Here is a 19078-nt window from a genome sequence, read left to right as displayed (position 1 = left end):
GAATGTCTCGCTTCGCCCCCTCCCTCACCGTCAAAGCCTCGGTATTTGCCGGCGCGCGCCGATAGATCGTCGGCATTGGTCAGGGGCGTTTCGTTCAATCGATCTGCCATCGTCATTGCGAGCGAAGCGAAGCAATCCAGGAGCCCAAAACACGATGCCCTCCTCCCGCCTGGATTGCTTCGCTTCGCTCGCAATGACGTAGGAAACGCCTTAGGCGAAAACCGCTCACAACACCGACTGCAGGAACTCGCGCGTCCGCGCCTGTTCGGGATTGGAAAAGATGCGCTCGGGCTCGCCCTGCTCGACGATGCGTCCCTTGTCGAAGAAGCAGACGCGATCGGAAACCTCGCGCGCAAAGCGCATTTCGTGGGTCACCAGCAGCATGGTGAGATCGTGCTCGCTGGCCAGCGAACGGATCACGCCGAGGACCTCGCCGACGAGCTGGGGATCGAGGGCCGATGTCGGCTCGTCGAACAGCAGGACGCGGGGGCGCATGGCAAGGGCCCGGGCGATGGCCACGCGTTGCTGCTGGCCACCGGAAAGCTGGCTGGGGAAATGATCCTTCTTGTCCGCCATGCCGACCATGCCGAGCAGATCGAGGGCCCGGCATTCCGCTTCCTCCCGCTTCAGGCCTAGCACGGCGATGGGCGCCTCCACCACATTGCGCAGCACGGTCATATGCGGGAACAGGTTGAAGCTCTGGAACACCATGCCGACCTGCGTGCGGATCTGGCGCAGATGCCGCTCGCTGGCCTTGAAGGGGCCGTGGCCGCCGGGCTCGTGATAGCCGATGCCGCCAAGCTCCAGCGTGCCGTCCTGAAAGGGCTCAAGCGTCATCAGGATGCGCAGCACCGTGGTCTTGCCCGATCCCGAGGGGCCGATCAGCGAGACCTTCTCGCCCGGCGCGACGGTGAAGTCGAAATCCTGCAGGACCGTCAGCGTGCCGAAGCGCTTGCTGACATTGGAAAAGCGGATGATGTCGGATTGGGCATTTGCGGTCATCGCATCGGTATCCCTGCTTTCGGCAAGGCCCTTTCCAGCCGATGGACGCCGGCGGAACAGACCAGGGTAAGGATGAGGAAGAGGATGCCGACCATGCTCAGCGGCACCAGATATTCGAAGGTATTCTCGCCGATCATGTTGGCGAGGCCGAGCATTTCCAGCACGGTCACCACCGAGAGCACCGGCGTTTCCTTCAGCATGGCGATCAGGTAATTGCCCATGGTGGGCAGGATGCGCGGCACCATCTGGGGGATGATCACGTTCCGGTAGAGCTGCCAGCGCGACATGTTGAGGGCGGTGGCGGCCTCCCACTGGCCCCTCGGCACCGCTTCGATGCCGCCGCGATAGACCTCCGACGTATAGGCCGAATATTGCAGGCCGAGCGCGATGGCGCCCGTCAGGAAGGCCGGCAAGGCGATGCCGTAGTCGGGCAGGACGTAATAGAGGAAGAAGAGCTGCACCAGGAGGGGCGTATCGCGCAGGAACTCGACGACAAAAGCGGTCCCCCAGCTCACCACGGCAAAGCGGCTGCGCCGCATCAGGGCGAAGACGAGGCCGAGCACCAGCGCGATGGCAAAGCCTGCGGCTGCGGCCTGCAGGGTCACGGTGAGGCCGATGAGCAGGATCGGCAGGATCGACTGCGCATAGGTCAGCGGCGTCGAGGGATCCCATTCGAAACCGTACATCATGAGTGCACCGCCTTCGGAAAGGCGCCGCCGCGGCGCACCAGGCGTTCCAGGAAGCGCATGGCAACCATGATTACCAGCGACATCAGGAAGTAGCCGACGAGAGTGAGGGTGTAGATCGTCGTGCTGTCCTGGGTCAGGTTGCGCAGGGTCTGGGCGCGGAAGGTCATGTCCGCGATCGAGATGAAGGAGACCAGCGAGGAGAGCTTCAGCGTCTCGATGGCGAGGTTGCCGAAGGCCGGCATCATCTCGACGATGGCCTGGGGCAGCGTGATGTGCAGCAATTTGTGCACCGGACCGAAATTCAGGGCCCGCGCTGCCTCATGCTGCTGTTGCGGCACCGATTTGAGGCCGGCCCGCACGATTTCCGAGCCATAGGCGCCGACATGCATCGAGAGCACGAGAATGCCCGTGGACACCGGGGAGAAGGAAAAACCGACGAGAGGCAGGGCGTAATAGAACCAGAACAACTGCACCAAGAGCGAGGTGCCGCGGAACAGCTCGGTATAGCAAAGCGCGATGATGGACAGGATGCGGCCGCCCTCGACCCTGACGATCCCGGCCAGGAAGGCCAGGAAGGCGCCGATCGCCAGCGAGGCCAGGGTAATCTCGGCGGTGATCAGCGCACCCCGGCCCAGGGCAGGCAGATAGGAGATCCAGTGCATGAGGCTCCCTCGTCGGTTTTGTACGCCCGGACTCATGGGCCTTGCCATTGCCTCCACGGGCCAGCGTGCGCGCGAAGGCTCAGCTCTCAAGATAGAGCACGAGAATCCTTCCCCGACTTCGGGGAAGGTGGACCGGCAAAGCCGGGCCGGATGGGGTGGGTGGTGCGGCCTTACGGGTCTATGGCCCTCTCAGTGCCACTCTCCCCCTTCCGTCGCTGCTGTGCAGCGACACCTTCCTCGAAACCGGGGAAGGATTACGCACCTCATTTGGCGATCGTTCTACGTGTATTAGCGAACTCTCGGAGATGGGCTGGACGGTTCAGTCGTCATTTACCCGCGCAGAGATCCGCGACCTTCTTCTCGGCCGCGGCCTTGATGCTGGCCTCGCTCAGCCCGTAATTGGTGAGGATCGCCTTGTATTCGTCGCTCTTGCGGAACTCCACGAGCGCGGCGTTGTAAGCCTCGCGCAGATCCTTGTCCTCCGGGCGGAAGGCAAAGCCGCCATAGTTGCGCACCGGCTTGCCGTTGACGACCGGGTCGGTGAAGGGCTTGACCTGTTCCACCTCCGTCTGCCCCTTGGCGAGGCTGGCGACCGTCAGCTCGGTGGCCGCATAGGCATCGGCCCGGCTCTTCACGGTGGCGATGGCATCGGCATTGGCCTGGATGAAGACGACCTGGCTGTCCTTGACCCCGACGGCACGAAGGAAGTCGATATTGTTGGCGCCCGACACCACCGCGACCTTCAGCGAAGGATCCTTGGCGATGTCGGCATAGGTGGTCAGCTTCTTGGGATTGCCGGCCTTGACCAGCAGGCCTTCGCCATAGCTGGAATTGGGTTCGGTGAAGGCGACCTGCTTGCAGCGATCGGGGGAGATGTTCTGCTCGGCTGCCACGAAATCATAGCGCCGTGCCTTGAGGCCGGGGATCAGGGTGCCGAAGGGCGCGACCGTCCAGGCGATCTCGCTGACGCCCATCTTCTTCAGGACGGCAATGGCCACTTCCGGACCGATGCCGGCGGCCGTGCCGTCTTCCTTGGTGAAGCCGTAGGGAACCTCGTTGGCCGTAACGGCGCGAACGAAGCCGTTGCTCTTGACCTCTTCGAGGGTGGTGGCCTGGACGCTGGCCACGCTCATGGCGAGAGCCAATCCGGCGAGGCCGGCGAGTCGGGGCAGTTTCATCATCTCATTCTCCTGTCTGGTGTGATTGCCTGCCCGGTTGGTTCCGGCAGGTCCTTGTCGATTGTCAGGCGTGGTCCTCGATGGTTGCGATCACCGAGAGGCAGTCGCCGGCCTTGATCAGGCCGGGGAAATGGCGGGCCGCCAGCAGGCCATCCAGTGCTGCCCGATGTTCATAGGGCGAGGAACCGGTACGGCCGATTGGATATATACGGGCGATAACTTCGTTCCTGGCGACGGGTTCGCCGAGATCCTTGAGGAACTCGACCAGTCCCTCTTCCGGGCTGAAGCCGAAACAATCCGACGAGGGCATGTCGAGCCAGCGTGTCTCGCCGATCTCGGGCTGCCCGGCCAGGATGCCGGCATGTTTGAGCAGATTGGCGACCCCGCGCTTGGCGATGCCGGCCGAGCGTGCCGTCGCGGTGCCGCCGCCGCCAAGCTCGGTGGTGACGAAGACCTTGCCCGCCGCCTCGGCGATGGTGTCGAACATGCCGACGGCGTCGATCTCGATCATGCGCATCGACCAGGGTGCCGAGAAAGCCGCCACGGCGGCAAAGCAGCGATCTTCCTGCACCTTGTCAGGCAGTTCATGGGCCGCGGCATAGGGAAGGAAATCGAGCGTCCGCCCGCCCGAATGAAAGTCGAGTACGATGTCGGCCAGAGGCAGCAGGCAGCGCGTGACATAGTCGGCGATCTTCTCGGTGACGCTGCCGTCGGGGCGCCCGGGAAAGCTGCGGTTGAGATTGCCCTTGTCGATCGGCGAGGTGCGCCTGGCGGCCCGAAAGGCGGGGTAGTTCAAGGCAGGCACGATGATGACGCGCCCGCTCACCGCCTCCGCCCGCAGCGTGCGGGCGAGGTCGAACAGGGCGATCGGCCCTTCATATTCGTCGCCGTGATTGGCGCCGGTCAACAGGGCCGTCGGCCCCTCGCCCTGCTTCACCACGGTGACGGGGATCATCACCGATCCCCAGGCGGAGTCATCCCGGCTCCAGGGCAGGCGCAGATGGCCGTGCTGAATGCCGTCGGCGTCGAAATCGACGCTGGCGCTGATCGGCGACGGGCGCGGGTTCGGAGCGGCGTTCATGCTTTCACGAAGAGTTGGCGCGGCACATTGGCGAGGCAATCCACGCCGTTTTCGGTGATCAGGATGCTCTCGGTGATCTCTAGGCCCATGTTTTCAAGCCAGAGGCCTGTCATGAAATGGAAGGTCATGCCGGGCCGCAGCTCGGTGCGATCGCCCGGCCGCAGGCTCATGGTGCGCTCGCCCCAGTCCGGCGGATAGCTCAGGCCGATCGGATAGCCGGTGCGGTTGTCCTTGACGATGCCGTACTTCTTCAGCACGGCGAAGAAGGCGTTGGCGATGTCCTCGCAGGTGTTGCCGGGCCTGGCCGCCGCGAGGCCGGCCTCCATTCCTTCCACTGTGGCCTTCTCGGCGTCGACGAAGGCTTGGGTCGGCTTGCCGAGGAAGACGGTGCGCGACAGGGGACAATGATAGCGCCTGTAACAGCCGGCGATCTCGAAGAACGTGCCCTCCCCGGTTTTCATCGGCAGGTCGTTCCAGGTCAGATGCGGGGCGGAGGCCTCCTCGCCCGACGGCAGCAACGGCACGATGGCGGCATAGTCGCCACCAAAGCCGTCGACGCCCCGAATGGCGGCATCGTAGATCTCGGCGACGAGATCGCTCTTGCGCATGCCGGGCTCGACCTTGTCGAGGATGCGCCGGTGCATCGCCTCGACGATGCGGCCTGCCTTGCGCATATAGTCGATCTCGGTCGGGCTCTTGATCGCCCGCTGCCAGTTGACCAGCGACAGGCAGTCCTTGAAGCGGGCATTGGGCAGATGCCGGACCAGCGAGGCATAGGCCGCAGCGCTGAACCAGTAATTGTCCATCTCGACGCCGATCGTGCCCTTGGCCCAGCCGCGCTGCTCGATGATGCCCGAGAGGTAATCCATCGGATGGCGTTCGGTAGACTGCACATAGTGATCGGGGTAGCCGACGATGTTGTCGTGAGCGAGCCAGGCGGTGCGCTTGGCACCGTTGGCATCCTGTCCCCGGCCGAACCAGACCGGTTCTCCCTCGCCCGCGACGAGAACGCATTGATGGACATAGAAGGACCAGCCATCATAGCCGGTGAGCCAGTGCATGTTCGAGGGGTCGGTGACGACGAGCAGATCGATGCCCGCCTTGGACATGGCGGCTCGCGTCTTGGCCAGGCGCTCGGCATATTCCTCGCGGCTGAAATTGAGCGTGGGCGCAATCATTGCGTCACTTTCCCTTGATTGTCTCGAAAGTCTGGCCCGCCCCGGTGGCGGCGGCCCGGCGAAAAGCGAGCGTGGCGATGGCGGTATCCTGCACGCCGGTGCCGGTCAGGTCGCAAAGGGTGATGTCGGCATCGCTCCGGCGCCCCTCGGCCTTGCCGGCGATCACCTGTCCCAGTTCGGCAAACACCGCATCGGCCGCTGCGGTTCCCGCCTTGATGGCGTGGGCGAGTTCGCCGAGCCGCCTTGTCTGGGCAAGGCTGTCGGCGACATAGACCGTCTTGCCGAACACGGCCGGATCCACTTCGTTCTTGTGCTCGGAATCCGAGCCCATTGCCGTGACATGCTGCCCGGGTGCCAACCATTCGGCTTTGAGAACCGGGCGTTCGGCCGGCGTGGTGGTGACGATGATGTCGGCCCCGGCGCAGGCCGCCTCGACGCTGGCGGCCGGCGCGACCGGAATGCCCAGGCGTTGCGACAGGTCCTCTGCCGTCGTCACGGCCTTGGCGGCATCACGAGCCCAGAGCCGGGCCCGGTCGATCGGGCGGACCAAGCGCAAGGCCTCGAGCTGCAGACGGGCCTGTTCGCCGCCGCCGATGATGGCAGCGATGCGTGCATCGGCCCGGGCCAGGTGGCGGGCGGCGACGGCGCCCGCTGCGGCGGTGCGGATCTGCGTGAGATAGCCATTGTCGAGCAGCAGGGCTTCGACCAGGCCCGTCCGGCTGCTCAGCAGCACCATCAGGCCGTTGAGGCTGGGCAGGCCGAGCTTGGGATTGTCGAAGAAGCCCGGGCTGATCTTGATGGCGAAGCCCTCGACACCGGGAATATAGGCGGTCTTGACGTCCACCTCGCCGCGATGCTCGGGAATGTCGAGCCGGAGGATCGGCGGCATGGCCACCGCTTCGGTTGCGAGGGCCAGGAAGGCTTGCTCGACACAATCGACGGCATCTGCGTCGAGCGCCACGCAACGGCGCAATTCGGCTTCTGTCAGCACGATCATGCCGCCACTCCCTCTTCCACGATGCGGCGATGCAGCTCCGGATCGATGTTGCGGCCGGACACCACGATCGCCGTCGGTCCCGACGGCCTGAGCTTGCCGGCCAGCAAGGCGGCGATGCCGACGCCTGCGGCGCCTTCGACGATTTCGTCCTCTGCTCTGAAGGCATGCCGGATCCCGGCCGCCACTTCCTCCTCGCTCAGCAGGATGACCTCGTCGAGGAAGTCGCGGCACAGGGCGAAGCTGTAGCGATTGGCGAGGCCGATACCGCCGCCGAGCGAATCTGCCAGCGTCGGCAATTCCTCGACCTCGACCGGCTTGCCGGCCAACAGGCTGGCATGCATGGCAGCGCCCCGGGCCATCGAGATGCCGACGACCTTGGCCTGGGGGCGGAGCGCCTTGACGGCTGCTGCGATCCCGCCTGCCAGTCCGCCGCCGGAGAGTGGCACCAGCACGAGTTCGACGTCCGGGAGGTCGGCGATGATTTCGAGCCCGATCGTTCCCTGCCCGGCGATCACGGCTGGGTGGTCGAAAGGCGGGATTTCGGCAAGGCCTCCCTCGGCCACCAGCCGGTCGACCTCGTTCTGCGCGTCATCCTGGGAGCAGCCGACGATGCGCACCTCGGCGCCGAGCGCGCGGACGGCCTCGACCTTGTTTGCCGGAACCAGTTGCGACATGCAGACCACCGCCCGGATGCCGCGGGCCTTGGCGGCGTGCGCGACCGCGCGGCCGTGGTTTCCCGTCGAGGCGGTGACGACCCCCGCGGCGCCCCCTTGGGCCGATGCATCCAGTGACAGAACGGCATTGGTGGCGCCGCGCAGCTTGAACGAGCCGGTGGTCTGGCGCGTCTCCAGCTTGAGATGAACCGGCGAACCATCCCGCGACAGGGAGAGTGCTGGACGCAGCGGCGTTCGGACCACGTGCCCTGCGATCCGCGCATGGGCGGCCCTGATCTCGTCGATGGTGACCGCGACCGGCATCGAACCCATCCCTCCTGGCTTGGGAGGGATGGTGTTACGATACAAAAATCATGTCAATTATTATATTGTAATGATACAGAGCACGGTCATGCGATGAGACGGGCGTCGAACACCGGCGGCAACTGCTCGAAGGTGGCGCGCACCGATGCGAGCGTCTCCGCCAGGGCGGCATGCGACAGCCGTCCGCCCAGGCAGATGCGGATTCCCCCCGGGCGGACTTCTCCGGCTACGAAGGGATCGGAGGGCGTCACCGCGATGGCGCGCTGGGCAAGTGCGCGCACCAGCCCCTCCTCCGTCCAGCGTGGCGGCACTTTCAGCCAGGCGCAGAGCGACAGGGGATGGCTGGACGCGACGATGTCGCCGAGCACCTGCGCGACGATGGCCTGGCGGGCGCGCGCTTCCTGGCGCTGCAGGTCGACGAGGGCCTGCGCCGTGCCGTCCTCGATCCACAGCGAGGCGATCTCCGCCGGCAGGTTGGTGGCGCTCCAGCTCGTGACCCGCATGATGCTGCCGACGCGGATCGAATAGGCCGGCGGCACCACGAGATAGCCGACGCGCAAACCCGTCATCACCGACTTGGTCATCGAGGTGGCGAAGAATCCGAGTTCGGGCAGCATCTGGGCGATCGAAGGCAAGGGCTCGTCGAGCAGGGGTTTGTAGACCTCGTCCTCGATCACGAAGATGCCATACCGGGCAGCGATGTCGGCAATCTCCCGCCGGCGTTCGGCGCCGGCGACGTGGCTGGTCGGGTTTCCGAGCGAGGGAATGAGGACGAGCGCCTTGACGCCCCCGGCCGCACAGGCGGCTTCAAACGCTTCGGGCAGGATGCCTTGCGTGTCCGTCGGCAAGCCGCGCAGGGTGAAGCCCAGCAACGAGGCCAGGCCGATGATGCCGTGATCCGTCAGGTTCTCGGTCAACACCAGGTCGCCGGGATGGACCACCGAGGCCACGGCCAGGAAGAGGCCATGGGCTGCGCCATTGGTGATCAGGACGCGCTCGGCCTCCGCCTCAACGCCGAGCCCGCGCAGCCAGGATCTGGCGGCCGTCCGGTGCCGGTCGAGGCCGGCGATCGGGCGGCAAGGGCGCATGAAGGCGCTGTTGTCGCCGTCGCCCAGGCGCGCCATCGCCTGCCGCGAGGCGCGCTCATGCGCTTCGGTATAGACGGCGCGGATGATGGACAGGTCGGCCGTCTGGCCGGGGGAGCGGTCGAGCATGAAACGCTCGGCGCGCTCGGTCACCCGGTCGCGCACGAAGGTGCCCCGCCCGACTTCGCCGCGCAGGAACCCCCGCCTTTCCGCTTCCTTGTAGCTGATGCTGACCGTCTGCACCGAAACCTTGAGGGCGTGGGCGAGGTCGCGATGGGTCGGCATGCGCGTGCCGGGCTTCAGGATCTCGGCCTCGACATCGGCGATGATCAGGTCGGTCAGGAGCTTGTGCTTGGTCACGCCCTTGCGGCGCGGTAGGACTGGCCGCCATTCTGCCGCCGCCGCGAGAGGCGCCCGCGATTCGACAAATCGCCCGAAACGATCAGAATTGGAGAGTGGCATGTAATTGTCCTGATACAATACCGAAGCCTATCCGTATTATACCAATCCATTCGTCGGCGCCATGTTGAAACTCGACAAGATCGATTTGAAGATCCTCGCTGCCCTGCAGCGCGATGGCCGCATCACCAAGCTGAACCTCGCCACCGAGGCCGGCCTGTCGGCCGCTGCATGCTGGGAGCGGCTGCGCCGCCTGGAAAAGGCCGGTGCGATCGCCCGCTATGGCGCCGTCATCGACGCCGCCCGCTTGGGGCGCTTTGCCACGGTCCTGGTGGAGATCACCCTCAAGAGCCACCGCCAGGCGGATTTCCAGCGCTTCGAAGCCGCCATCATGCGTGAGCCGGCCATCGTCGCCTGCGACGCCGTGGGAGGCGGCATCGATTATCTGCTGCGCGTGGTGACCACCGACATCGATTCCTACCAGCGGCTGATGGACGGCCTGCTCGAGGCCGAGATCGGCATCGACCGCTATTTCACCTATATCGTCACCAAGACCATCAAGCAGACCGGGTTCCCGCTCGAAATCGTCGAGGCCTCCGTCTCCTGAGTTGTCGCCGACAGGATTGAATCCCCATGACCGCCCTGCCCACCTTTCTGGATTTTCCCACCCGCCTTGCCGGCGACAGCAAGCCTCGCATGGTGATCTTCGGGGCCGGTCATGGCAGCACCTATCCCGCCAAGGACAGCAGCCCCTACGCCCTGGCACCGAATGCCATCCGTGCCGCCAGCCAGGAGGATGCCGGCCTGGTCGAGCATTGGGATTTCGACCTCGGCGGTCCGCTCTTCGACGGCAGGCCTGCTTCCTGCATCGACATCGGCGACATCGAGACCGTCATGCGTGACAATGCCGGGAATCGGCATGGGATCGAGGCGAAGACGCGCGAGATCCTGGCGGCGGGCGCCGTCCCCCTCCTGCTCGGCGGCGATGATTCCGTCCCCATTCCCTTCCTTGCCGGCTTTGCCGATCATGGCCCCGTCTGGATCCTGCAGATCGATGCCCATATCGACTGGCGCGACGAATTGCATGGCGAGCGCCAGGGCTATTCCAGCCCGATGCGCCGCGCGAGCGAAATGGCGCATGTGGCCGGCATCGTGCAGGTCGGCATGCGCGGCGTCGGCAGCGCGCGCCTGGCGGAAATCGAGGCGGCCCGAACCTATGGCAGCCATCTGGTGACTGCCCGCGAGATCCACGCCGGGGGTATCGAGGCGGCGCTTCGGCACATTCCTGCTGGAGCGCAGGTCGTCGTCACCCTCGATTGCGATGGCCTCGACCCCGGCGTCCTGCCCGGCGTGGCAGCCCGCACGCCGGGCGGCCTCAGCTATACCCAGGTGATCGACCTGATCGCGGGCCTCGGCAAGCGGGCGAGGATCGCGGGCTTCGATCTCGTCGAGCTCTATCCTCCCGCCGATGAAAGCGGCCTTTCGGCGCTGACAGCCGCACGGCTTCTCGTCAATGTGATCGGTACCATCGCTCGTCAGGTTTGAAAGCTGCTTTTGTCTGGTAGCATGAGGGCCTGACCAGGTTTCATCCGCCGTCGAGAGGAAATCCCATGCGCCTCGCCCGCCTCATCCTGCCTTTGCTCGCGCTTTTCGCTGTCACGCCCGCCTTTGCCAAGATGGTGGTCAAGCCGGTCGACTGGACCTTGGACGGCACGACCTTCAAGAGCCTGCTGATCTATGACGATGCCGCCAAGGCAAAGCGCCCCGGCCTGGTCATGGTGCCCAACTGGTATGGCGTGGGCGACACCGCCGTCGAAAAGGCCAAGAAGATCGCCGGCAAGGATTACGTCATCCTGCTAACGGACATGTATGGCGAGGGTGTCCGCCCCAAGAACGACGATGAGGCCAAGGCTGCCATCGGGCCGCTCTATGGCAATCGCGCCTTGATGCGCCAGCGCATCGACAAGGCCTTCGAGCAGTTGAAGGTCTACACCGCCAACGCGCCGATCGACCAGTCGCGGCTGGCGGCGATCGGGTTCTGCTTTGGCGGCAACGCCGTGCTCGACCTGGCCCGCAGCGGTTCGGACGCCAAGGCCGTGATCTCCTTCCATGGCGGCCTCGGCACCGACGATCCGGCCCTGGCCAAGTCGATCAAGGCACGCGTACTCGCCATCAACGGGGCCGACGATACCGCCACCATCCCGGACGTGCCCAAATTCACCGAGGAGATGCGCGGCAGCCCGGCTGATTGGCAATTCGTCGAGATCGGCCACGCCGTGCATTGCTTCACGGAAACCGAGGCCACCGGCAAGACCGGCAATTGCCGCTATGATGCCAAGGCTGCGGCGAGATCCTATGCGATGATGCGCTCCTGGCTGGCCGAGAGCTTTGCCAAGAACTGAAGTAAACCGGCGGCGGTCAGCTTTCAGGCTCGATCACTTCGGGCGTTTGGCATTGTTTGGCTGTCGTTCCTCCGCACATCGTTGAGGTCGCGCTGCCCCTCACCGTACCTCTCCCCGTAAGAACGGGGCGAGGAGACTTTGACGTCGCGTTTCATGCTGAGGACCTCTTACCTCGCTTAACGGTCGGGCGAGATGAAAGGATCGACGGGCAAATTGCAACGTCTGTGCCCCCTCTCCCCGTTCTTACGGGGAGAGGCAGCGCGACCCGGCGTAATTTGGCAAGATTTCAAGCGGTGCGCGCATCTTTAAGAGATAATTTTTATACCAGCATAAGAACCGGCCTTCCCGACATCGTTTCTTGCCAGCAAAGGAGCGGTGTTCAGGAGAAGACCATGACCGAGACTGAGAACAGGGCGGCCGGAAAATTCGACGCCGGCAGGGCCGCCGAATATGCGGTCCAGAGCCGTATCGCCCTGGCGGGCTATGACGCCTGCCACGAACTCGCCGCCTGCCTGCTCGCCGCCGACCTCGGCCCGGGCCGCGCCGCGCGGATTCTCGTGGCGGGAGCGGGCGGTACCGCCCAGGAAATCCTCTCAGCGGCCCGCCTCGAGCCGCTTTGGCACTTTTCCGCCGTGGATCCATCCGCCCCCATGCTCGAACTCGCCATGGCGGCGGTTGGCGAAGCAGGCCTGGCGGCACGAACGACGCCCATGCTGGGCGAGGTTGCGGATCTGCCGGAAGAGCCGATCTACGATGCCGCGACCTTGATCGGCGTGTTGCATCACCTGCCCGGCCTCCCCGCCAAACAGGCCGTTCTCGCGGCATTGGCAGCCCGCCTCAAGGCTGGGGCGCCGCTCATCCTGGCCGGCAACCGGCATGCCTATGCCAGCAAGCCGCTCTTTCTCGCCGCCTGGGGCGAGCGCTGGCGCATGCAGGGCGCTTCGTCCAACGAGATCGCTGCAAAGCTCGGCAAGATCCGGCAGGGCGCCGATCCGCCCGCTTCCGACCAGGAGGTCGCTCGATTGTTGACCCAGGCCGGTTTCGAGGAGCCGACCTTGTTTTTCTCGAGCCTGTTCTGGGGCGGCTGGATCACGCATCGACGCGCCTGAGGCGATGCGTGGGGAACTAGCCTGCCTTCTTCGGAAACCGTGGCGGCGGAACATTGCGAGGGGCATGCCGCGTGATCTTCATTCGGTCGCATTTTTCTGTAGATTCGGCGGTCAATCTGCGGAAATTGCCGGAGTCGACCATGAAGATCCTCGCCATCGCCGCCGGCGCACTGCTCCTGCTGACCGGTGCCGCTTTTGCCGACGGGCTTGCTCCTCCCAAGCAGAACAAATTCGCGCCGCCGCCCCTGGATTCCAAGAAAGCATCCGGTCCCCACGACTGGACGGGGTTCTATGTCGGCGGCCACGCCGGCCTGTCCCAGGGGCGGTCGAAATGGAGCACGGACGGTGCCAGCCGGTCGTCTTCGGACCTCGGCTCCACCTTCGGGGCGCATGCGGGCTATAATTACCAGTTCAACCGCGGGGTCGTATTCGGAGGCGAAACCGACGTTTCTCGCTGAACGGCTGTTCGGAACGCAAACCGGGCCTGGTTGCCGCGACGACGATGCCGAGGCAGACCAGGCCGAGACCCGCCGCAAAGTTCCAGCCCAGCCTTTCTCCGAGAAACACCTCCCCCGCCAGGCTGGCTGTGATCGGATTGACGGCCACTGCGATCGCCACCAGCGTCGGCGTGGTATGGGAGACCGCGAAAGACCACAGGAAGAAGACCAGCGCGCTGCCGATGATGCCGAGATAGGCGGCAGCCAACCAGGCTTCCGGCGCAAGCCCGCGCACATTCGCCAATCCTCCGCCGATCGCCGCCACCGAAACGAGGCAAAGCGCCCCGATTCCCATCGCCGTCAGAGTGAAGCGAACAGGCCCTGACCGGGCGACAAAAGGCCGGGACCAGATCGTGTAGAGTGCCATCACCAGAGCCGCCCCGAGCATCAGGAGGTCTCCGCGCCAGGCGCCCGGCGGTGCCGTGGAGAGGCCCGAGAGCAGCGCCAGCGCCACACCGGTCATGGTGACCAGCACGCCGAGGACCTTGCGTCCCGTCATAGTCTCGGCGCGCAAGGCCGAGGCCGCCAGCATGGTCAGCACCGGCAGGGCTGAAAGCGCAATGGCGCCACGTGCCGCCGTGGTGAAATAGAGCGCGGCATTGAACAGGATCGGAAACAGCCCGAAGAACAGCAGGCCCAGCCCGGCCACGCCCGGCCAGTCGCGGCGCGTCGGCCAGGCTTCGCGGCGCAGGCATGCCACCGGCAGCAGGAACACGAAGCCAAGGCCGAAGCGCAATGCGCCCAACGTGATCGGGTCGATCGCCTTCGAGAGCGAGCGTGTGGCGACCACGGCAGTGCCTCCGATACCGCTCGAAAGGACAGCCGCCAGAACACCCCACATCGCCCCTGCCCCATCTCGATCTTCGCCGGAACAGGCTAGCGGAGGCTAGGTTCTGGAGGGAATTGCATTTTGTTGATGAACGCTATCACGATGCGTGATGAACGATTGGCAGCAGCGGCTTGATCCAGGGGTCGATCCAAGGGGATTGGGTGAGTCAGCCGCCGCCTGCCCGTTCGACACTCAGTACCGAATGATTTCCTTCCGGCAGGCTTCCGTAAAACCATACAAGAGATCGGATTCTCGAAGAGAGTTGGCGTCGAAGTGAGAAAAGTCCACTTTTTCCGACGAATATCTCTTGACGATCAGTTGCAGGACCTCTTCGGCCCTCGCGATGACCTCATCTCCCGAAAACAGTTTCATTCGATTTTTAATGGAATAGAGCTTAACCAATTTCGCTGTGTCGGTTAAATTGCTTTCCATGGCGTCACCGTATACTTTCGATGCCTCGTCAATGAATTCTCCGAATATTCTTTCGCGCCGTGACATTTCATTGGATAGACGCTGAACCCTTTGCTGATAGCTCTGATTGAGCCAAGTGGTGGCAAAGGAGGCGAACGCTCCGATGCTCGATCCGGCAAGAGCCGCCAAAGCCGATAAATATGCTCCGTCCATGGCTTTCCTTTCCAGAAATTCAGCCGTCTCGACGAGTTTATCCCGAGTTCCGAACGAATTATCAAGGCGGCTTCCTTACCCTATGGAAGGTGGAATGAGGAAATCCCAGCTGTCCGGGGCACAAGGAGGCCTCCTCTGCTCATTGCTGTCGTGCAGGCGTAGAGGCCCGGTGGAACGGATCTTTGAGACACGACCTCCCACGCACTGCCGGCACAAAGGGCCATGTACCTCGATAGGCAGAGGAGGCTCATAAGGAAATTGCATTTCAGCCAGGAACGTCATCATGATGTGTGATGACATTGCCGATGCTCGACCCTGATCTCCTGCGAGCCTTCCTGGCCGTGGCCGATCACCGCTCCTTCACGCGCGCGGCCAATCGGCTCAATCGTACCCAGTCGGCTGTGAGCATGCAGATCAGGCGCCTGGAAATGCGGGTGGCCGCCGAGTTGTTCCGCCGCAACACCACCACGGTCGAGCTGACCGTGGCCGGCGAAAGCCTGGTCACCTATGCACGGCGTATCCTCGCCTTGAACGAGGAGGCGGTCGGCAAGCTTCGCGAGCATCGACTGGAGGGCCGTGTGCGCCTTGGCGTAATGGATGATTACGGGAGCCACGTTCTGCCCGCCGTGCTGGCACGTTTTCTCGCGCTCTATCCCCGCATTCACGTCGAGATGGAAACCGGCCTGACCGGCCCCATGCTCAGCCGTATCGGCGAGAGCTATGAGCTTGTCATCGCCATGCATGGCGAGGGTTGCGAGAGCGGGGAATTGCTGCGGTTCGAACGACCGATATGGGCAGGCAGTGCGGAGCACCGGGCCTGGCTGCTCGATCCTCTCCCCGTGGCGCTCTATCCGCCGGGCTGCCTTTTCCGCAAATGGGCGATCGAGGGCCTCGACGCTGCGGAGCGGCCATGGCGACTGGCCTTCGTGTCGCATAATCTGGCGACGGTGGAAGCCATTGCGACCCAGGGGCTGGCGGTCACGGTGGTGAAATCGAGTTTTCTGCCGCGCAGCTTGCGTGGCCTGTCCCCGAGGGACAGGTTGCCAGCCTTGCCCGGCGCCGAGATCCGGCTTCACGTCGCGCCGGATCCAACGCGGGCGGGCATCATGCTGGCAGATCACCTGCGTGAAGCCTTCGCTGCGATGCCGGATGAACCGGCGGTCAACCTCTAGGCTCCTTGAGATTTTACGCTGCGCGGGCCGCCGAGGCACGCAGGCCCGACAGTGGCGCATCATAGTCGATGTCGGGACCGAGAGGCACGATGCGGCTCGGATTGATCCAGGGATGGCTGGCATAATAATGCCCCTTGATATGATCCATGGCGATGGTCGGCCGGATCAGCGGATGCTGATGAAGCATCCGCGTATAGTCCCAAAGCGCCGGGTAGCCGGCGATCATGCGCCGATTGCATTTGAAGTGGCCATGATAGACCGGGTCGAAGCGCAGCAATGTCGTGAACAGCCGGATGTCGGCCTCCGTCATGCGCCCGCCCAGCAGGAAGGCCTGGCCTTCGAGCCGATGCTCGAGCCAATCCAGGGTCTCGAAGACGCCCCGTGCGGCCTCCTCATAGGCGGCCTGCGTGGTGGCGAAGCCTGCCTTGTAGACACCGTTGTTCAAGCTCTCATAGATGCGCTCGTTGAGGGCGTCGATCTCGGTGCGGAGCTCGCCCGGATAGAAGTCGCCCGCCCTCGCCCCGATGCCATCGAAGGCCGAATTGAACATGCGGATGATCTCGGCGGATTCGTTGGAAACGATGCGCCGGGTCTGCTTGTCCCACAGGACGGGCACGGTGACGCGCGTGGTGGCCCGGGGATCGCCCAGTGTATAGAGCTGGTGAAGCCTGGTTGCGCCGTTCACGCTGTCCGGCACCACGCCCGGTCCGGGCTCGAAGGTCCAGCCCTCTTCTCCCATCAGCCAGTTGACGATGGAGATGTCGATCAATGTCTCCAGCCCCTTCAAGCTGCGCATGATCAGGGTGCGATGCGCCCAGGGACAGGCCAGCGAGACATAGAGGTGATAGCGTCCGGCCTCGGGCTTGAAAGGCGTGTCCGCCTGGGAGGAGATCCAGTTGCGATAGACGGAGGGCGGGCGCCTCAGCCGGCCGTCGGCCGTCAGCTTTGCCGAGGTGGTACGATGCCATTGCCCGTCGATCAACTCGCCCATGATACAGCCTCGCGCTTGTCCAATCCGCCCCTGGCAATGAGCAGGCGGCGCCGGTGGAGACAATGCTGGCACGGGGCGACCCAGCTGAATAGTCGAGTTCCGTAGAACCTATCTATCGATGAAATCGATAAGAGGGATCCCGCAAGCTGGCCTGAAGCGGCATCTGGCAAACATGATCGCGGGCGATCTCGCATTGCCGGCACGCCAATATCGTCGGCCTTCGCCAGTTCCGTTCGGGTTGCAGGAGGCGATCCTCGACCTCGCTTCCCAACGACCGGCGCAGCTTGTTATTCGATCCGAGAAGCGCCGCCGGGGCGCCTCTCAGGCACGGTATCGCCAAGGCGTTCCTATTTGCGTGAAACCAGTGCGGCCGTCACGCCAAGGCCGATGAAGGACAGGCCGGCGAACCAGCGCTGGAAGCGCAGGAAGCGGCGGCTGCGGCGCAGGAAATCCCCGGCGGTGCCCGCCGCCACCGCGAACATGGCATCGCTCAGCATGCCGAGCCCCATAAAGGTGAAGCCGAGCACCAGGATCTGCCAGTGCAGGGCGCCGCGCGCCGGATCGACGAATTGCGGCAGGAACGCCAGGAAGAAGATCGCCGTCTTCGGGTTGAACAGGTTGACGATGAAGCCTTCCTGAAAGAGTCGGTGCAGCGGCTTGCTCGACTTGGCCGAGATCTCCGGCGGCAGGTCCGGCGCCATCAGCGTGCGGACGCCGATCCAGACCAGATAGGCCGCGCCCAGATATTTGACCACGGAAAAGGCCAGGGTCGAGGAGACGATCAAGGCCGAAAGCCCAACCGCGGCAGCGACGATATGGACGATGGTGCCCAGATGAATGCCGAGGACGGAAACCAGGCCTGCGACCTTGCCGCGTTCGACCGAGCGCGCCACGATGAACAGCACCGCCGGTCCAGGCGTCAGCAGCAGCGTGACCGATGCGAGAACGAACAGTCCCCAGAGTGTCGGATCAGGCATGGATCGCTCCTCGTCATTTTTCGCCGCGGAGCAAGCCACAAGGCCGGGGCCAAGGCAAGAACCGTATCGAAGTTGCTCTCTCGGCGAGCTCTCTCCTCCTTGTCGAAGGCGTGTTATGCTGGAATATTGCCACCGACTCGCACGACCTTGTCGTACCGGCAATGCCTGACGCTGGGGCTCCCCGATGAAGCTGTCCGCCTGCACCGCTCTCCTCCTCCTGCCGCTGCTGGGCACCTCCGTCCTGGCAGAGGAATTCGCACTGCCGGATCTGACGGTGGAGCAACCCCGACACAAGAAACCGGCGCCTGTGGCCGCCAAGGCGCCCGCTTTGGGAAATCCCGCCTCACAATGGGCTCCGGATGCCCAGGACAAGGCATCCAAGGCCTTCACGGCTCGCCCGGATATTTGCGATGGCTGCGAGCTCAAGCTCAACGCGCGCCAAGTCACTCGGGAAGATCGGCTTCGACGTCCGTTTGAGACGTTCGAGTGAGAGGTATTCCAGTGAGAGGCCCCTTGCCGGTTGGCCGGAGGCGGCATGGCGCGTGAGCTCTGGCTGATCCGCCATGGCGAAAGCACGGCCAATGCCGGCGCTGCGAGCAAGGACGCCTCATCGGCTCCGCTTACCGAAACCGGCTGGCTGCAGGCCCGTGAAGTGGCGGCCAGGTTCGAACGTGCCCCGGAATTGATCGTGGTGTCACCCTATCTGCGCGCGCGCCAGACGGCCGCGCCGACGGCGGAACGTTTCGCGGCGGTGCCGATCGAAACCTGGCCTGTGCAGGAGTTCACCTATCTGTCGCCCGTTCGCTGCGCGAACACCACGATGGAGCAGCGCCGCCCGCTGGTGGACGCCTATTGGCGCCTCGCCGATCCCGAGCTGGTCGACGGTCCGGGCGCCGAATCCTTCGCCCGGATGCTGGAGCGCGTCAGGGCCACGGCCCGCCATATTGAAGCGCTCGGGCTCGATCGCATCGCCATTTTCACGCATGGCCACATCATGCAGGCCTGGCGCCTGCTGGCCGAACATCCCGACGCGAGTGACAGGACGGACATGAAACGCTATTTCAGGGCCTTCCTGGGCCTGCCCATCGAGAATGGCGAATGGATGTCCGCGGACGCCTATGCCCGCGTGGCACGGAGCTAGAAGCTCGATCCGGTTCGGTTGCTTTATCGACTGGATATGCCTGAAATTGCCAAGGCGCGCTCGTCATTGCACGGCGCGCCTTGGACAG

The 19078-nt window shown here is 64.4% G+C and carries 21 protein-coding genes; 8 read left to right on the top strand and 13 right to left on the bottom strand.

Annotated elements, in window-relative coordinates:
• Positions 1 to 225: 225 nt before the first annotated feature.
• From ehuA to ehuR, 9 genes are all read right to left on the bottom strand, one after another.
• Positions 226 to 1002: an ectoine/hydroxyectoine ABC transporter ATP-binding protein EhuA gene (gene ehuA, locus ABXS05_RS01660; protein ID WP_149255168.1), complete on the bottom strand. Its 777-nt coding sequence runs from the start codon at positions 1000 to 1002 to the stop codon at positions 226 to 228.
• Positions 999 to 1691, bottom strand: coding sequence for an ectoine/hydroxyectoine ABC transporter permease subunit EhuD (ehuD, locus tag ABXS05_RS01655; RefSeq protein WP_311938350.1), 693 nt, complete (start codon positions 1689 to 1691; stop codon positions 999 to 1001). Before ehuD ends, ehuA begins: the two co-directional genes overlap by 4 nt.
• Positions 1688 to 2353 (bottom strand): ectoine/hydroxyectoine ABC transporter permease subunit EhuC, encoded by a 666-nt coding sequence (gene ehuC / locus ABXS05_RS01650; RefSeq protein WP_311938349.1) that lies wholly within the window; start codon positions 2351 to 2353, stop codon positions 1688 to 1690. The genes ehuD and ehuC overlap by 4 nt, the downstream gene beginning before the upstream one ends.
• Before the next feature lie 326 nt (positions 2354 to 2679).
• Positions 2680 to 3531, bottom strand: a complete 852-nt coding sequence (gene ehuB / locus ABXS05_RS01645; protein ID WP_367623420.1) for an ectoine/hydroxyectoine ABC transporter substrate-binding protein EhuB — start codon at positions 3529 to 3531, stop codon at positions 2680 to 2682.
• Positions 3532 to 3595: 64 nt separating this feature from the next.
• Positions 3596 to 4612, bottom strand: coding sequence for a N(2)-acetyl-L-2,4-diaminobutanoate deacetylase DoeB (doeB, locus tag ABXS05_RS01640; protein WP_311938348.1), 1017 nt, complete (start codon positions 4610 to 4612; stop codon positions 3596 to 3598).
• The gene (gene doeA, locus ABXS05_RS01635) at positions 4609 to 5787 is read right to left on the bottom strand and encodes an ectoine hydrolase DoeA (protein ID WP_367623419.1); all 1179 of its coding nucleotides are present in this window, start codon (positions 5785 to 5787) and stop codon (positions 4609 to 4611) included. The genes doeB and doeA overlap by 4 nt, the downstream gene beginning before the upstream one ends.
• A 7-nt stretch (positions 5788 to 5794) precedes the next feature.
• Positions 5795 to 6787 carry an ectoine utilization protein EutC gene (gene eutC / locus ABXS05_RS01630; RefSeq protein ID WP_367622688.1) on the bottom strand — a complete coding sequence of 331 codons (993 nt, stop codon included), beginning with the start codon at positions 6785 to 6787 and terminating at the stop codon, positions 5795 to 5797.
• Positions 6784 to 7764 (bottom strand): hydroxyectoine utilization dehydratase EutB, encoded by a 981-nt coding sequence (eutB, locus tag ABXS05_RS01625; RefSeq protein ID WP_311938346.1) that lies wholly within the window; start codon positions 7762 to 7764, stop codon positions 6784 to 6786. The genes eutC and eutB overlap by 4 nt, the downstream gene beginning before the upstream one ends.
• A gap of 86 nt (positions 7765 to 7850) precedes the next feature.
• Entirely contained in the window at positions 7851 to 9311 is a 1461-nt protein-coding gene (gene ehuR / locus ABXS05_RS01620; protein ID WP_311938345.1) for a MocR-like ectoine utilization transcription factor EhuR, read from the bottom strand.
• A 64-nt stretch (positions 9312 to 9375) separates the two neighbouring features.
• Between ehuR and ABXS05_RS01615 the strand changes: the two genes are divergently transcribed.
• The 5 genes from ABXS05_RS01615 (at position 9376) to ABXS05_RS01595 (ending at position 13217) form a co-directional block, all read left to right on the top strand.
• On the top strand, positions 9376 to 9855 hold the full coding sequence (locus ABXS05_RS01615; RefSeq protein WP_367623418.1) for an Lrp/AsnC family transcriptional regulator: 480 nt from the start codon (positions 9376 to 9378) through the stop codon (positions 9853 to 9855).
• A gap of 26 nt (positions 9856 to 9881) precedes the next feature.
• Entirely contained in the window at positions 9882 to 10793 is a 912-nt protein-coding gene (locus ABXS05_RS01610) for an agmatinase (protein ID WP_367622687.1), read from the top strand.
• A gap of 65 nt (positions 10794 to 10858) precedes the next feature.
• Entirely contained in the window at positions 10859 to 11650 is a 792-nt protein-coding gene (locus ABXS05_RS01605; RefSeq protein ID WP_367622686.1) for a dienelactone hydrolase family protein, read from the top strand.
• A 392-nt stretch (positions 11651 to 12042) separates the two neighbouring features.
• A complete protein-coding gene (locus ABXS05_RS01600) occupies positions 12043 to 12759 on the top strand; it encodes a class I SAM-dependent methyltransferase (protein ID WP_367622685.1) in 717 nt (238 codons plus the stop codon).
• 140 nt (positions 12760 to 12899) lie between these two features.
• On the top strand, positions 12900 to 13217 hold the full coding sequence (locus tag ABXS05_RS01595) for a hypothetical protein (RefSeq protein ID WP_367622684.1): 318 nt from the start codon (positions 12900 to 12902) through the stop codon (positions 13215 to 13217).
• On the opposite strand, the gene ABXS05_RS01590 is transcribed toward ABXS05_RS01595, so the two are convergent.
• Together ABXS05_RS01590 and ABXS05_RS01585 are read right to left on the bottom strand one after the other, a co-directional pair.
• Positions 13171 to 14097: a DMT family transporter gene (locus ABXS05_RS01590; protein WP_367622683.1), complete on the bottom strand. Its 927-nt coding sequence runs from the start codon at positions 14095 to 14097 to the stop codon at positions 13171 to 13173. The genes ABXS05_RS01595 and ABXS05_RS01590 overlap by 47 nt on opposite strands.
• A gap of 180 nt (positions 14098 to 14277) precedes the next feature.
• Complete coding sequence (locus tag ABXS05_RS01585) at positions 14278 to 14709, bottom strand: hypothetical protein (RefSeq protein WP_311938339.1); 432 nt, start codon at positions 14707 to 14709, stop codon at positions 14278 to 14280.
• Between the two features lie 293 nt (positions 14710 to 15002).
• Here ABXS05_RS01585 and ABXS05_RS01580 point away from each other — a divergent pair, with 293 nt between their 5' ends.
• Positions 15003 to 15881 (top strand): LysR family transcriptional regulator, encoded by an 879-nt coding sequence (locus ABXS05_RS01580; protein ID WP_367622682.1) that lies wholly within the window; start codon positions 15003 to 15005, stop codon positions 15879 to 15881.
• Positions 15882 to 15894: 13 nt separating this feature from the next.
• Here the strand turns inward: ABXS05_RS01580 and ABXS05_RS01575 are convergent, their stop codons facing one another.
• Both ABXS05_RS01575 and ABXS05_RS01570 read right to left on the bottom strand, forming a co-directional pair.
• A complete protein-coding gene (locus ABXS05_RS01575; protein ID WP_367622681.1) occupies positions 15895 to 16872 on the bottom strand; it encodes a glutathione S-transferase family protein in 978 nt (325 codons plus the stop codon).
• A gap of 347 nt (positions 16873 to 17219) precedes the next feature.
• Positions 17220 to 17849: a LysE family translocator gene (locus ABXS05_RS01570; protein ID WP_367622680.1), complete on the bottom strand. Its 630-nt coding sequence runs from the start codon at positions 17847 to 17849 to the stop codon at positions 17220 to 17222.
• A gap of 184 nt (positions 17850 to 18033) precedes the next feature.
• Here ABXS05_RS01570 and ABXS05_RS01565 point away from each other — a divergent pair, with 184 nt between their 5' ends.
• A complete protein-coding gene (locus ABXS05_RS01565) occupies positions 18034 to 18339 on the top strand; it encodes a hypothetical protein (protein ID WP_311938334.1) in 306 nt (101 codons plus the stop codon).
• 45 nt (positions 18340 to 18384) lie between these two features.
• A complete protein-coding gene (locus ABXS05_RS01560; RefSeq protein WP_367622679.1) occupies positions 18385 to 18990 on the top strand; it encodes a histidine phosphatase family protein in 606 nt (201 codons plus the stop codon).
• The last annotated feature ends 88 nt before the right edge of the window (positions 18991 to 19078 follow it).

Origin of the sequence: Labrys neptuniae (assembly GCF_040797145.1) — a bacterium.
Lineage (GTDB): Bacteria > Pseudomonadota > Alphaproteobacteria > Rhizobiales > Labraceae > Labrys > Labrys neptuniae.
This window is presented reverse-complemented; position numbering and strand designations above follow the sequence as displayed.

What these genes read in the sequence shown, in the direction of transcription:
- ABXS05_RS01610 (WP_367622687.1), top strand. Translation starts at nt 9,882, where the DNA reads ATGACCGCCCTGCCCACCTTTCTGGATTTTCCCACCCGCCTTGCCGGC.
- ABXS05_RS01600 (WP_367622685.1), top strand. Translation starts at nt 12,043, where the DNA reads ATGACCGAGACTGAGAACAGGGCGGCCGGAAAATTCGACGCCGGCAGG.
- ehuB (WP_367623420.1), bottom strand. Translation starts at nt 3,531, where the DNA reads ATGAAACTGCCCCGACTCGCCGGCCTCGCCGGATTGGCTCTCGCCATG.
- ABXS05_RS01605 (WP_367622686.1), top strand. Translation starts at nt 10,859, where the DNA reads ATGCGCCTCGCCCGCCTCATCCTGCCTTTGCTCGCGCTTTTCGCTGTC.
- ABXS05_RS01590 (WP_367622683.1), bottom strand. Translation starts at nt 14,097, where the DNA reads ATGTGGGGTGTTCTGGCGGCTGTCCTTTCGAGCGGTATCGGAGGCACT.
- ABXS05_RS01595 (WP_367622684.1), top strand. Translation starts at nt 12,900, where the DNA reads ATGAAGATCCTCGCCATCGCCGCCGGCGCACTGCTCCTGCTGACCGGT.
- eutB (WP_311938346.1), bottom strand. Translation starts at nt 7,764, where the DNA reads ATGCCGGTCGCGGTCACCATCGACGAGATCAGGGCCGCCCATGCGCGG.
- ehuA (WP_149255168.1), bottom strand. Translation starts at nt 1,002, where the DNA reads ATGACCGCAAATGCCCAATCCGACATCATCCGCTTTTCCAATGTCAGC.
- ABXS05_RS01570 (WP_367622680.1), bottom strand. Translation starts at nt 17,849, where the DNA reads ATGCCTGATCCGACACTCTGGGGACTGTTCGTTCTCGCATCGGTCACG.
- eutC (WP_367622688.1), bottom strand. Translation starts at nt 6,787, where the DNA reads ATGATCGTGCTGACAGAAGCCGAATTGCGCCGTTGCGTGGCGCTCGAC.
- ehuR (WP_311938345.1), bottom strand. Translation starts at nt 9,311, where the DNA reads ATGCCACTCTCCAATTCTGATCGTTTCGGGCGATTTGTCGAATCGCGG.
- ABXS05_RS01585 (WP_311938339.1), bottom strand. Translation starts at nt 14,709, where the DNA reads ATGGACGGAGCATATTTATCGGCTTTGGCGGCTCTTGCCGGATCGAGC.
- ehuC (WP_311938349.1), bottom strand. Translation starts at nt 2,353, where the DNA reads ATGCACTGGATCTCCTATCTGCCTGCCCTGGGCCGGGGTGCGCTGATC.
- ABXS05_RS01580 (WP_367622682.1), top strand. Translation starts at nt 15,003, where the DNA reads ATGACATTGCCGATGCTCGACCCTGATCTCCTGCGAGCCTTCCTGGCC.
- ABXS05_RS01560 (WP_367622679.1), top strand. Translation starts at nt 18,385, where the DNA reads ATGGCGCGTGAGCTCTGGCTGATCCGCCATGGCGAAAGCACGGCCAAT.
- ehuD (WP_311938350.1), bottom strand. Translation starts at nt 1,691, where the DNA reads ATGATGTACGGTTTCGAATGGGATCCCTCGACGCCGCTGACCTATGCG.
- doeB (WP_311938348.1), bottom strand. Translation starts at nt 4,612, where the DNA reads ATGAACGCCGCTCCGAACCCGCGCCCGTCGCCGATCAGCGCCAGCGTC.
- ABXS05_RS01565 (WP_311938334.1), top strand. Translation starts at nt 18,034, where the DNA reads ATGAAGCTGTCCGCCTGCACCGCTCTCCTCCTCCTGCCGCTGCTGGGC.
- ABXS05_RS01575 (WP_367622681.1), bottom strand. Translation starts at nt 16,872, where the DNA reads ATGGGCGAGTTGATCGACGGGCAATGGCATCGTACCACCTCGGCAAAG.